Below are 13,709 nucleotides of genomic sequence, written 5' to 3'. Positions count from 1 at the left end.
TATAATTAAAAGTATGAAGATAGATGCTATTATACTACTAATATATCTTATCCTATTTTTACTTTTAATCAAATTTTCTCCTTTCATATTAGGAGCTATTATTATTGGCTTTTATTTTTCTATTATCATCGATGTTCCAGCCGATTTTTTATCAAAGAAAATAAACAAAAAAATCTCAAAAATAATCTCCTACTCTATTATTCTTGGACTACTTGTTTATTCCATAACAAAGTTTTTTCCAATTGTAATTACTCAAGGAAAGAATATCTTCAACAATTTATCCCAACTTTCAATAACTAACAATGATAAAATTCCAAATTGGGTATCCGAATTTCTAAATAATTCAAATAAGCAATTGTCGAATTTTGCTCTCGATATTATAAACAAAATTCTTTCGTATACCCCTTCATTTATCACTATGGCAATTTTGATTATAATTACTACAATAGCTGTTGGAAATTTAAAATGGTATGTTGCTAAAAACGCAGAAAGTTTATTTATAGATGATCCAAAAAAAGGTAAAAATTTTCTTAAAAGTTTTTATACTGACTTCGAAAAATTTGTAAAAGGTCAGGTACTTGTTGCGGCTTTTGTTGGTTTGATAGTTGGATTCTTATCTTTTGCTTTTAAAATAGAAGGTGCTTTCTTTCTAGGAAGTTTATCTTTTATTACAGATTTTATTCCATTTCTCGGTGTAATAATAGTAACTATACCAATGCTTATGCTTGGATGGACTTCGAAAGGACTTACAGGTCTTATTATTGGTCTTGTTATCCTGATAATAGCTAATCAACTTGAGAGTTGGGTGTTGGCTCCGAAAATTCAAAGTTCTAATTTAAAAATTCATTGGTTTATTTTAATAGTGAGTATATTGATCTTTGCTGATTTATTCGGATTCATAGGTATTTTAATTGCAATTCCCACATTACTTTTTGTGAAGCGATACTGGAAAGAATATATTTTAGGAGGAAAATATGACAGTAGGTGAAAAATTTGAAAAATTACTGAAAATAATGGAAATATTAAGAGGGCCGAATGGATGTGATTGGGATAAATCTCAAACTCATGAAACCTTGATCCCATATTTAATTGAAGAATCATATGAGTTTATTGATGAAATAAGAAATAAAAATTACGACAATATGAAAGAAGAATTAGGAGACATCCTGCTACAGATTGTTTTTCATTCACAAATTGCTAAAGAAAATAATAAATTTACAATAGACGATGTATTAGATATATTAATCGAAAAATTAATTAGACGTCATCCACATGTTTTTGGAAATGCAAAGGGTTATTCATATGCAAGATGGGAAGAAATAAAGGCAAAAGAAAAAGGAACAGAAAAATATTCGAGAATCGGGAAAATTAATTATGCTTTACCTTCACTTTCACTTGCTAGAAGAGTTCAAGAAAATGCTGCGGATGTTGGATTTGACTGGGATAATTTAGATGATGTGCTTTCAAAGATAAAAGAAGAAATAGATGAATTTAAAGAAGCAAAAAATACGAAAGAAAAAGAAGAAGAGTTCGGTGATCTGCTTTTTGCTCTAGTAAATCTTTCACGCTTTTTAAAAATCGACCCTGAAATTTCCTTAAGAAAAGCAACAGAAAAATTCATAAAGAGATTTCAAAAAATGGAAAAACTCATTGAAAGAGATAACAAAACATTTGAAAATCTTAGTTTAGACGAATTAAACACATACTGGGAGGAAGCTAAAAAGTGAAAGTATATGGAAGAAATGTCTTAAAAGAAATTTTAAATACTAATACACCTGTTAAAATGATATATTTTTCCAATTCTGGTGATAAAGAACTAAAAAAATTAATTGAGATAGCTAAAATCAAGAAACTACCACACACTATAGCAAATAAAAAAATATTAACAAAACTCTGTAACTATGAAAAACATCAAGGAGTAGTTATTGATATTGGTGAGTTTAAGTATAAAGATGAATATTATATAGAAAACTTAAATAATCCCTTTATTGTTATCCTCGATCAACTTCAGGATCCACATAATTTTGGTGCTATAATAAGAACGGCAGTTGCAGCGGGAGCTGATGCCATTGTAATACCAAAAAATAACTCGGTACAAGTAACCCCTGCGGTAATCAAAGTATCCGTTGGTACTATATTTAGAATCAATGTTATTCAAGTTGTAAACCTTGCTAGATTCATCGAACAAATTAAAAAATATGGTATTTGGATATATGGTGCTGACATGCATGGAAAAAAATATTACGAGATTGACTTAAAAAAACCAATTGCAGTTGTACTTGGGAATGAAGGAGCTGGAATAAGAAGATTAATTAAAGAAAAATGCGATGACTTTATTTCAATTCCCATGAAAAATCATGTTGAATCGTTAAATGTGTCTGTAAGTGCTGGAATTATATTATTTGAGGTGATGAGACAAAATGAAAGTATTGATAGTTGAAGATGATAGCAAATTAAGAAGGCTTCTTGAATTAGAATTTACACACGAAAAATTTGAAGTCCAAACAACAGAATATGGAGAAGATGCAATATTCATGTACGAGGAATTTAAACCTGACGTAGTTATTCTTGATATAATGTTACCTGATATTGACGGAACCGAAGTTGCAAAGAAAATAAGAAAAATTGATCCTGATGCTGGCATCATTATGCTTACTGCTCTAGGAGAAACTAAAAATAAAGTCGAAGGACTTGAAAGTGGAGCTGATGACTATGTTGTTAAACCATTTGATTTTGAAGAACTTCTTGCAAGAGTCAAGGCTCTACTGAGAAGAAAAAAAATAGAATTTGAACAGGAAATGATAATTGGCGATTTATCGATCGATTTTAATTCTAGAACAGTCAAATATAAGGGAAGAGAAGTTCAATTAAGTAAAACTGAATTTGAACTTCTTTCGTATCTTGTAAAAAATCTCGGAAGAGTTGTTTCAAAAGAAGAAATTCTTAATGCCGTTTGGGGACTTGATTATTACGGTACCCCTAATACGGTAGAAGTGTATATAAATTACTTAAGAAAAAAACTTGATCCAAATTTAATAAAAACTATACGAGGTATAGGATATACTATTTCAAAAGGATAAATTCGGAGGTGAAACATGTGTTCTTCTTTGATCCAAGTTTTATCATATTAATTCCTGGACTTATAGTTGCCCTTATTACACAAGCTTATATTCAGGAAAAATTTAACAAATATTCCAAAATAAAATCTTCTCTAAATATGAGCGGAGCTGAACTAGCTAAATTTATGCTAGAATCAGCAGGTATCTACGACGTGACAATTGAAAGAATTCCTGGAAAACTTACTGATCATTACGATCCCAGAAATAAAGTTGTGAGACTTTCAAGTGCAACATACAGTTCCGATTCTGTTGCTTCACTGGGAGTTGTTGCTCACGAAATTGGACATGCTATACAACATGCAAAAGGTTACATTCCTTTGGTAATTAGAAATGGAATAGCCCCCGTTGTTTCAATAACATCTAATCTTTCATGGATACTTTTTATAGTAGGTTTTCTATTTTTCAACATTGCACTTATTAGATTAGGAATAATTTTATTCTCCTTTGCAGTTATATTTTCTTTAATTACACTTCCAGTTGAATTTGATGCAAGTAACAAAGCTGTTAAAATATTAGCTTCGAATTTAATGATGCCGCCAAAAGAACTTGAAGGTGTCAAACAGGTCTTAACCGCAGCTGCAATGACATACGTAGCTGGAACATTAATGGCTATTTTACAATTACTAAGAATGATTTTCCTGGCTGGTCTTATAGGAGGTAACAGAGATTGAATGATCTTTTAATTGCGTATCGGTTACTTCGAAAGAAATTTAAAGCAGGTATGTTTTCAAAAGATTTTTATGAAGCTTTCTCCTATGTTGAGGAGAAAGCTTTTTTTAAAGATTTAGTATATGGAGTTCTAAGAAGACAGGAATATCTTGATTGGGTTGTAAATAAATTTTTAAGAAAGAAGGATATTCCTCCTTCAATTAGAACAATTCTAAGAATTGGTGCATATTTGATTTTATTCACTAACATTCCAAATTATGCTGTAGTAAACGAAACAGTTAATCTTGTTGAAAAGCAATCATTCAGAAAATTGGTAAATGCAATTCTAAGAAACATAACAAAGATTCCTTACCTTGAACATCCAAAAGAATTATATTTAAAATATTCCGTTCCAAAATGGTTATTAGAATATTGGAAAAAGTTTCTTCCAAATGATTACCTTTATTCAATGCTTGAATACAATCTTATTCCAATAAAAACTAGTGCACGAGTTAATAAACGAAAATTAACAAGAGAACAGTTGAATCTTGAAAATATAAAATATACTGCACATTCTCCAATTGGAATAATTTTCGAAACCTTTAATATTTCCCCTTGGGAATTAAAAGAATACATCAAAGGGGATATTACATATCAAAGTGAATCATCACAATTGATTCCTCTTTTGATAGATTTTAATAAAGACGAATTTATTCTCGACGCTTGTAGTGCACCAGGTGGAAAAGCAACAGAAATTCTGGAGCTTTCTGACGTGAAATTATACGTAAATGATATTGATGCATCAAGAATAGAATTAGTTAGAAATCAATTCAAACGTCTTAATCTCAGAGCAGAAAAATTCACTATAAAAGATGCAAGAAAATTAAACTTCGATTTCAAGTTTGATAAAATATTAGTTGATGCCCCTTGTAGTAGTCTTGGAACAGCCAGAAGAAATCCAGAAGTTTTAAGAAGGCAATCGCCAAAAAACATAAAATTTCTTTCATCCCTCCAAAAGGAAATATTAACAAATATTTGGACATTATTGAAACAAAAAGGTTTATTAGTTTACTCAACTTGTACCGTAACCTATGAAGAAAATACCATGAATGTAAAATGGTTAGTTGAGGAAAAAGGTGGAAAAATAATAGATATACGAGACAAATTGGAAAATTTTAAGGTAAAATACTTATGGGATGGATACGGAGCGCTTTTTTACCCTGACGAAAATCTTACACCGTTTTATGTCTCAATTATTTTAAAGGAGTGATTAATATGTTAAATAAAAAAATTGTCGAAAAAAAATTAACCTCTAAAACTTACACCCCAAAAGTCTTAAAAGAACTATATAAAATTTTTAATCTTAGAACAAAACAAGAAAAACAGAAATTAAGAAAGATCCTTTTAGAACTAATTTCTGAAGGTAAAATATATAAAGATAGTAAAGGAAAATATAGACCTTTAAAAGATAATCTTGCTATAGGTACCCTTGAACTTACAAGAAATGGTACTCTTGCGTTTGTATGGACAGAATCAGGAGATGAAATAGCTATACCAGCTGAAAAACTTGGAAATGCTTTGCACAAAGATAAAGTTCTAGTTGAGATCATTGGAAAATGGTATGATCTTCCAGAAGGAAAAGTTATAAAGGTCATTGAGAGAGGACTCAAAAAAATAGTTGGAACTTTTCAACCCCGTGGAAGGTTTGCATTCATAATCCCAGATGATCCAAAAATCCAATACGACTTTTACGTTCCTGTTGAATATTTTAACAATGCAAAACCAGGTGTAAAGGTTGTCGCTGAAATAGTAAAGTATCCATCACCAACAAGAAATCCCGTTGCAAAAGTGATTGAAGTTTTAGGATATTCTGACGATCCTTCAACTGATTTCCCAACTATTGTAGTAAAACATGATTTACCAGTCGAATTTCCAGAAAAAGTTTTAAAAGAAGTTGCAAAAATACCAGAAAAGGTGACTCCAAAAGACTTAAAAGGAAGAAGAGATTTTAGAAATGAAATTATAGTTACTATAGATGGGGCAGATGCAAAAGACTTTGATGATGCAGTAAATGTGAAAAAATTACAAAACGGAAATTACCTTCTTGGGGTTCATATTGCCGATGTTTCGTATTATGTAAAAGAAGGTACAGAACTTGACAAAGAAGCTTTTAAAAGAGGTACTAGCGTATACCTTGTTGATAGAGTGATACCAATGCTTCCATTTAAACTTTCACATGGAATTTGCAGTCTTGTCCAGGGTGAAGATCGTCTTGTAATGTCTCTTTTAATGGAATTAAATAAAGAAGGAGAAGTAGTCGATTTTGAAGTAACTCCAGGAGTTATTAGAAGTTATAGAAGACTTATATATGATGATGTTAATGCTTTATTTTCGGGGGATAAAGAAGCATACAGAAAAATTGGTGATTTAAAAGAACAATTGTTTTTGATGAAGGAATTGAAAGACATTTTAAGGAATGCAAGAAGAAAAAGAGGTGCTATCTTAGATATAGAAGGCGGCGAAGTCAAAATAATACTTGATGAAAAAGGACATACTATAGATATAATTCCAAGATACAGAGGGGAAGCCGAAGTTATAATTGAAGAATTTATGATAAAAGCAAATGAAACTATTGCGGAAATTTTCAACAATTTCGATTTACCGTTTGTATACAGAGTTCATGAACAGCCAGATCCCGATACTATATTACAACTCAAAAATTATCTCTCTGCACTTGGAATAAACTTTAAGTTACCTAAAAAAATACAACCAAAATTACTACAAGAACTGTTGGAAAAGACAGAAGGACATCCTCTAAGAAGTAGTATCGAAAGATTATTAGTTAGATCCATGAAAAGAGCGGTTTATTCTTCAACTAATATAGGGCATTTTGGGCTTGCATCATACGCCTATACACACTTTACTTCACCAATTAGAAGGTATCCTGATCTTGTTGTTCACAGACTGATAAGAAACTTTCTTAAGACTAATGGAAAGTTAACCAAAAAGAAAATAAAAGAATTAAACAAAAAACTAACTAAGATAGCTGTACATAGTAGTAAAAGAGAAAGAACAGCCGATGAAGCAGAATGGGATTATACAGCCCTGAAAAAAATAGACTATATTTCAAGGCATATTGGGGATGTTTTCGACGTAGTGGTAACCTCGGTAACAAAATTTGGGTTATTCGTAGAAATTATCGACAAATATATTTCAGGATTAATCCATGTCTCTACAATGAATGATTACTACATATATAACGAAGAAAAAAGTATTTTAATTGGCGAAAGAAAAGGAAAAATATATAAAATAGGCGATAAATTAAAGGCAAAAGTAATTAAAGCCGATAAAACAAGAATGCAAATTGATTTTGAAATATATAATGAAGAAGAAAATAAAAGCAATATTAATTAATGTTTATTTCTTAAATATTCAACTCCTTTAGCAATTAGTGAGATAATAAGAAGAACAATTACAACTGGAAGCACTATTGTTACTAATCCAACAAAAATTAAGACCACAAGCAAAACACCCAATATTACAGCAAGAATAGGTGAGAGAAACGGAAAAAATAGAATACCCAATATCACTAAAAATATTACTCCTAACGTTGCAAGAAAATAAAGCACGTTTACACCTCCATTTTTAAATATTTTTCCAAAAATATTTTAACATATAACCAAAATCTTTGCAAGTTATATTTATTTTTTTAGAGGTGGTAATATGGATAAAGAAAAAATAAAAAAAGAAATTGAAGAACTACGTAGAAAAATTGAATATCACAATTATAGATACTATGTACTTGCAGATCCTGTAATCAGCGATGAAGAATATGATAAATTAATGAAACGGTTAACTGAACTTGAAAAGAAGTACCCTGAATTTATGTCACCAAATTCTCCCACACAAAAAGTGGGAGGAGGTTTAATTTCTGGTTTCAGAACACTCCCTCATTCCATCCCTATGCTCAGTCTTGATAATACATATAATGAGGAAGAAATAAAAGAATTTGACAGAAGAGTCAAAAAACTTTTAAATGTTCCTGAAGTTGAATATGTATGTGAATTAAAAATCGACGGTGTTTCTGTTGCAATAAGATATGAAGAAGGTAAATTTGCATTAGCTTTAAGTAGAGGTAACGGAATTGAAGGAGATGATATCTCCGAAAATGTGAAAAAAATAAAATCTATTCCTCTAAGATTATTTAAACCATTGACTATAGAGGTCAGGGGAGAAATTTTCATGCCAGTTGATGAATTTAAACGTTACAACATTCAAAGAGAAGAAGAAGGGCTCCAACCATTTGCTAATCCAAGAAATGCCACAGCTGGAACTTTAAGGCAGCTCGATTCATCAATAGTTGCAAAAAGAAAGTTAGATTCATTCATTTATTACATTGTTGAACCTGAAAAATACGGTTTAAAAACTCAGTGGGAAGCATTAAAATTCCTAAAAGAACTAGGATTAAAGGTTAACCCACTTTCAAAATTATGTAATAACATTGAATGTGTAATTGAATATTGGAAAGAAATGATTCAGCAACGTACTAAACTTGGTTATTGGGCTGATGGCGTTGTCGTAAAAGTAAACAATTTTGATTACTATAAAGTATTAGGTGAAACTGCAAAAGCTCCAAGATGGGCAATTGCGTTTAAATTTCCAGCTATCAAAGCAAAAACAAAACTACTTAATGTGGAATTTAACGTTGGAAGAACTGGAACAATAACTCCTGTTGCTATTCTTGAACCAGTTACTCTTGAAGGTACCATTGTTAAAAGGGCATCATTACACAATTTTGATTATATTAAGGAAAAAGATATAAAAATTGGGGATTTTGTATATATCGAAAAGGCTGGAGGAATAATTCCTCAAGTAATAAGTGTTATAAAAGAATTAAGAACTGGAAATGAAAAAGAGGTACAACCTCCTAAGAAATGTCCAGTTTGCGGAGGCCCTGTTGGAAAATTATCAGAAATGGAAGTAGCACTTCGCTGTTTAAACCCCCACTGTCCACAAAAACTAAAACGACACCTTGAAATTTTTGTTTCAAGGTCAGCATTTGATATTTCTGGAATTGGAGAAAAACTCGTTGATAAATTTGTTGATGCAAAAATCATAAATGATATTGCTGATATTTTTTATCTTACTCCGTTTGATCTTGCACAAATAAGTGGTGTAGGGCAAAAAACAATTGCAAATATTTTAAAACAAATTGAGAAAGCTAAAAAAACTCCTTTACATAAGGTAATTGTAGGTCTTGGTATACCAATGGTAGGTGAAAAAACAGCAAAAATATTAACGGAGCATTTTAAAAATATTGATGATCTTGCAAATGCTACTTATGAAAAATTAACTTCAATTGATGGAATAGGTCCCGAAGTTGCAAAAAGTATAATAGATTACTTTCAAAACGAAAAAACAAAAGAAATTATCAAAAAACTCAAAAAAGCAGGTATAAATCTTGAATCAAAAGTAGTAAAAAAAGGTAATAAATTGAAAAATCTTACATTTGTAATTACAGGGACCTTGAAAAAATATACCAGGGAAGAAGCAAAGGAACTAATCGAACAACTAGGAGGAAAAGTTACTAATTCCGTAACATCAAAGACTGATTATTTAATCGTTGGAGAAAAGCCTGGCTCTAAGCTTGATAAAGCCAGGCAATTAGGTATTAAAATTTTAAATGAAGAAGAATTTGAAAAACTTATAAACAGCTAATCAATTTCGCCTACATCTTTTAAAAAATCCAAAAGGAAACCTTTTATCACAGATGATGAATATGAAAGAATACTTAATATCTCTGATTTTAACACTGCAAATTCTCCATCTTTATCTCTTTCTTTCATATCATCTATCTTTATCCTTTGTAATAACGTATCTTCACCAAAAATTCTTTTAACCTCTCTGTGCACAATTGGAAATTTAGCTAAAGTATAATCCATTACACTTTGAACATATTCTTCGTAAGTGTCAAAAAATAAAGGTTTTGCTCCAAGAATAGTTTCTCTTGCAGCATTATCTGAATAATATAAGAGATAAACAAGATAATCGTCAAGAAAATAATGAGCATTACCCAATATAGTACTCATGTTTTTATTCATTGCAGCCCAAATCATCTCTCCTAATTCTCCAGGAGCATTATGATATGGTTGAGATAAATCTTCTATATAATGCAAAGCTCTAGCTAAAAACCTGTATCCCCAATATCTATCTCCATTTTCAAATGCGATTTTTGACATGTTTACAAAATACAAAAATGATTTATCCCCTTGAAAAGCACTCAAAATCCCTATTCTATATCTCATATGTCTTACACCTTGACTGTTACCTATTAAAACTTGTAAAGGATCTAAATTGAGGCCCTCATCCATTCCGTTGTCAGGTTCTGGAGAATATATTGTCAAAATCTGCCATACTGGTAATTTATTATTCATCGGTGTTGGATCTGGAGGAAATACTCCGTCACCAAGTGGTTCAAAAAATTTTCTTTGACCAGCTACATCCTCAAGAACGAGAAAATCTTGATTATATACCCTGTCTTCCACATAATTGTATGGAGTAATTTCAACTAAAGTACTCGCATTTGGTAAATCTTGGATCAAATAATAAGTCAAAGCTTCATGTCCACTCCAGGAAAATGAAACTAAAGAAACTAAAACAAATAAACTTAAAAGTAACTTTTTCATTTTTTCACCCCCAATTATTCAACTTTGTCAATAAATGACAAAACATCTTCAGAACCCACCATTCTTTTCAATTCTTTTATTTTCTCTTTTTCACTTAACTCTTTTACAATACCAACTTCTTCTTCTCTTGTAACAACAAAATGTTTGTCTGCTCTAACAGCAATTTGAGGTAAATGTGTTACAACAATAACTTGATACTTCTTTGATACCTCTTTTAACTTTTCAGCTAATTTATTACCAGTTTCTCCACTTATACCGGCATCAATTTCATCAAAAATCAACACTCCACCAGAAGCTATAGATAATTCGAGTGCTAGCATTAACCTCGAAAGTTCTCCACCAGAAGCTATATTGCGAATAGGTTTTAAAGGTTCATTTTTTATCATTCTCCCTACAATTTCAACTTTGTCAAAGCCTCTTGAAGTCATCTGTGAATTTTCAAAAACTATGTCAAGGTCTGCATTTAAATTTAAATCTCTAGCATGTTTTATAAAAGTGTTCAAAATAATACTTGCTGTTTCTTTTCTTCTTTTTGTAAGCATTGCTCCCAAATCTTCAAGTCTCCTTTTAAATTTTTGCACCTTTTCGTTTGAATTTTCCAAAAGTTCTATTTTAGATGTTATTTCATTAAATTGTTTTTTGAATTGTTCGTAATTTCGAAGTACATCTTCAATTGTTGGACCATATTTTCTTTTGAGAGAATTGTAGTCCCAAATTTTTTCTTCAATTTCACTTACATCATATTCTTCAATATTCGATAATTCACGTTGAATATCAAGTTTCATAGTCTCAATTATATCAAAAGCAGCATCAATTTGGGCCATAAATTTATCTGGAGAAACTTTTTTCATGGCCCATATTTCCGAACTTACATTTTCGCACATATTTAATAACTCATTGTAATTTTGAATATTTTGCTGTAAATTTAATGCTACTTTATATTTTTCTTCCAGTTCTTGCTCTTCAACAGGATTAGGATTTACCTTCTCGATTTCTTCAATATATATCTCAAGTTCACTTTTTCTTCTTTTTAACTCTTCCAAATTCTCTGATTTTAACAAAAGAAGTAATGATTTATATTGCGAATACAATTTTGAAAATTTTGACAATAAATTATAATTTTGTGCGACCTCATCAAGAACAGAAATTAAGAAATTTGATTCCAAAAATTTCAAATGAGAATTCTGTCTATGCATAGAAATGATGTTATTCAAAATTTCGGAAACAATATTTTTAGGAAACACTCTTCCATTCACTTTAAAAATTGTTCTACCATTTTTTTTTGTAATTGAAAAAATATTTTCTCCAGAATTTATTTCATAATCCGGATAATCCTGTGGAAGCTCCACTACTACATCTGCATTGTAGTTATCAACTCGACCACTTGTTAAACCAAGTAATATTCCAAGGACATCTAAAAGTAAACTTTTACCTGCACCTGTTTCACCTGTAAAAACATTCAAACCTTTATCAAAATAAACATCAACATTTTTAAAATATAAATAGTCATTAAGATGAATGGAAATAATCATTCCATTCGTCATTCTTTAAGATTCTCCTTTTCAAAAGAATATGGTAACAAATCCTTAACAGTCATCTTTTTAATTTTCTTATCCTTACTCACAAGTATTACATTAAAATCCCCAAACTCAGCCATTACTTGCCTGCAAGCACCACAAGGTGAAATAGGGTCTTTAGTCCCTCCAACAATTACAATAGTATCAAAATTCTTTTCTCCATCTGAAATTGCCTTAAAAATTGCTACCCTTTCAGCACAACACGTAAGACCATATGATGCATTTTCTATATTACTACCTGTATATATTTTTCCGCTTTTTGTTAGCAAAGCCGCTCCAACTTTAAAATTGGAGTATGGAGCATATGCATTTTCTCTAGCCTGAAACGCTTTTTCAATTAATTCTTCCGTTTTCTTCTTTTCCATCTTTAGTCACCACCTTTATCAAAACTTTTTCTATTCTATTTTTTGATGCTGCAACAATTTTAAATATAAATCCATCGATTTTAATTTTTTCTCCTACTTTTGGAATTCTTTGTAAATTTTCAAGTATATAACCTGCAAGTGTTTCATAATCACTTTCAGGAAATTCAATGTTTAATTCTCTCTCAAGATCATTTATTGGAATAGTAGCATCCACAATGTATGCACCATCCTCAAGTCTCTTAATTCCTACATTTTCATTTTGATCATATTCATCCATAATCTCCCCGAAAATTTCCTCCAAAATATCTTCCATAGTCACAAGTCCAGCAGTTCCGCCATATTCATCCACTACTATAGCAATATGTACTTTCTGTTCTTTGAATATTTTCAATAATTCAGAAACTTTCATTGTCTCTGGTATAAAAAGAGGTTCTCTCATTAATTCTTTAACTTTCACTTTGTCTTTTATTTCTGTACCTCTCTCACTTATAAATACAAGAACATCCTTTGCATAACATATACCAACAATGTTATCAATTGTGTCTTTGTACACAGGAATTCTTGAATATTCTTCTTCTTTAATTATTTCCATAATTTCTTTAAGCGTTTCACTCTCATCTATTGCAACTATATCAACCCGTGGAATCATGATTTCTTTTACTAAAGAAACTTCCATTTCAAGCGTCCTTTTTAACATAAAACTTTCTTCGTGTTTGATTATTCCTTCCTCTCTTCCAGCTTCTACATACATTAAAATATCCTCTGTAGTAATAAATGGTGCTTCGTTGACTAATTTACCTCCTATGAGTCTGATAATAAAGTTAGAAATTGATACCAATATCTTTATAAATGGTGATAAAATTTTAGAAAGAAAAATTAAAATTCCTATCATTTTATTAAAAACCTTTTCATTGTTTTGCCTGGCATAGATTTTTGGTGTGATTTCACCAAAAATTAAAATGAAAAAGGTTAAAATCAGGGTGGTAATTAGTGCAGATACACTTTCAGGGATAAATTCACGGAACAACCCAACTACAATTAAAGTTGCGACAGAAGAAGCTAAGATATTTACAAGATTATTCATAATCAAAATAACCGTCAATAATTTATTAAATAAGTGTAATTCGTTTTCTTCTTCCTCTTTGTTTCCTTTTTTTAATGCTTCCTTCAATTTTACTCTACTTACAGAAGTTAAAGCAGTTTCAGATGATGAAAAAACAGCTGATAAATAAAGCAGAAATATTAAAAAAATAAATGCCCAAAAATAACTTAAAGGGTCTTCCATCTTAACTCTCACCTCCAAAAAGAATTATA

13 protein-coding genes are annotated in these 13,709 nt (G+C 30.5%); 8 read left to right on the top strand and 5 right to left on the bottom strand.

Translation table 11 applies throughout. The annotated features are described in order from the left end of the window. Positions 1-13: 13 nt before the first annotated feature. The 7 genes from BUB65_RS01500 to rnr are packed head-to-tail and all read left to right on the top strand — an operon-like array spanning position 14 to position 7,181. On the top strand, positions 14-988 hold the full coding sequence (locus BUB65_RS01500) for an AI-2E family transporter (RefSeq protein ID WP_073071373.1): 975 nt from the start codon (positions 14-16) through the stop codon (positions 986-988). Continuing rightward, positions 975-1,727 carry a nucleoside triphosphate pyrophosphohydrolase gene (mazG, locus tag BUB65_RS01495; protein ID WP_073071371.1) on the top strand — a complete coding sequence of 251 codons (753 nt, stop codon included), beginning with the start codon at positions 975-977 and terminating at the stop codon, positions 1,725-1,727. The genes BUB65_RS01500 and mazG overlap by 14 nt, the downstream gene beginning before the upstream one ends. Continuing rightward, entirely contained in the window at positions 1,724-2,440 is a 717-nt protein-coding gene (rlmB, locus tag BUB65_RS01490) for a 23S rRNA (guanosine(2251)-2'-O)-methyltransferase RlmB (RefSeq protein ID WP_073071368.1), read from the top strand. The genes mazG and rlmB overlap by 4 nt, the downstream gene beginning before the upstream one ends. Beyond that, positions 2,421-3,080, top strand: a complete 660-nt coding sequence (locus BUB65_RS01485; RefSeq protein ID WP_073071366.1) for a response regulator transcription factor — start codon at positions 2,421-2,423, stop codon at positions 3,078-3,080. Before rlmB ends, BUB65_RS01485 begins: the two co-directional genes overlap by 20 nt. A gap of 17 nt (positions 3,081-3,097) precedes the next feature. Then, entirely contained in the window at positions 3,098-3,790 is a 693-nt protein-coding gene (locus tag BUB65_RS01480) for a zinc metallopeptidase (protein ID WP_073071363.1), read from the top strand. After that, entirely contained in the window at positions 3,787-5,037 is a 1,251-nt protein-coding gene (locus BUB65_RS01475) for a 16S rRNA (cytosine(967)-C(5))-methyltransferase (RefSeq protein ID WP_073071361.1), read from the top strand. The genes BUB65_RS01480 and BUB65_RS01475 overlap by 4 nt, the downstream gene beginning before the upstream one ends. Further along, complete coding sequence (gene rnr, locus BUB65_RS01470) at positions 5,037-7,181, top strand: ribonuclease R (protein ID WP_073071751.1); 2,145 nt, start codon at positions 5,037-5,039, stop codon at positions 7,179-7,181. The genes BUB65_RS01475 and rnr overlap by 1 nt, the downstream gene beginning before the upstream one ends. On the opposite strand, the gene BUB65_RS01465 is transcribed toward rnr, so the two are convergent. Next, positions 7,178-7,396 (bottom strand): hypothetical protein, encoded by a 219-nt coding sequence (locus tag BUB65_RS01465; RefSeq protein ID WP_073071358.1) that lies wholly within the window; start codon positions 7,394-7,396, stop codon positions 7,178-7,180. The genes rnr and BUB65_RS01465 overlap by 4 nt on opposite strands. Before the next feature lie 94 nt (positions 7,397-7,490). On the opposite strand from BUB65_RS01465, the gene ligA reads away from it, so the two are divergent. After that, entirely contained in the window at positions 7,491-9,485 is a 1,995-nt protein-coding gene (ligA, locus tag BUB65_RS01460; RefSeq protein WP_073071356.1) for an NAD-dependent DNA ligase LigA, read from the top strand. Here ligA and BUB65_RS01455 read toward each other — a convergent pair. From BUB65_RS01455 to BUB65_RS01440, 4 genes are read right to left on the bottom strand one after another with little or no spacing between them, the layout of a single operon-like run. Further along, positions 9,482-10,453 (bottom strand): phospholipase C/P1 nuclease family protein, encoded by a 972-nt coding sequence (locus tag BUB65_RS01455; protein ID WP_073071354.1) that lies wholly within the window; start codon positions 10,451-10,453, stop codon positions 9,482-9,484. The genes ligA and BUB65_RS01455 overlap by 4 nt on opposite strands. Positions 10,454-10,467: 14 nt before the next feature. Then, the gene (locus tag BUB65_RS01450; RefSeq protein WP_073071352.1) at positions 10,468-11,997 is read right to left on the bottom strand and encodes an AAA family ATPase; all 1,530 of its coding nucleotides are present in this window, start codon (positions 11,995-11,997) and stop codon (positions 10,468-10,470) included. Next, positions 11,994-12,395, bottom strand: a complete 402-nt coding sequence (locus BUB65_RS01445; RefSeq protein ID WP_073071350.1) for a cytidine deaminase — start codon at positions 12,393-12,395, stop codon at positions 11,994-11,996. Before BUB65_RS01445 ends, BUB65_RS01450 begins: the two co-directional genes overlap by 4 nt. Further along, on the bottom strand, positions 12,364-13,680 hold the full coding sequence (locus BUB65_RS01440; protein WP_073071348.1) for a hemolysin family protein: 1,317 nt from the start codon (positions 13,678-13,680) through the stop codon (positions 12,364-12,366). The genes BUB65_RS01445 and BUB65_RS01440 overlap by 32 nt, the downstream gene beginning before the upstream one ends. Positions 13,681-13,709: the final 29 nt, after the last annotated feature.

The organism is Thermosipho atlanticus DSM 15807 (assembly GCF_900129985.1).
Taxonomy (GTDB): Bacteria; Thermotogota; Thermotogae; order Thermotogales; family Fervidobacteriaceae; genus Thermosipho_A; species Thermosipho_A atlanticus.
This window is presented reverse-complemented; position numbering and strand designations above follow the sequence as displayed.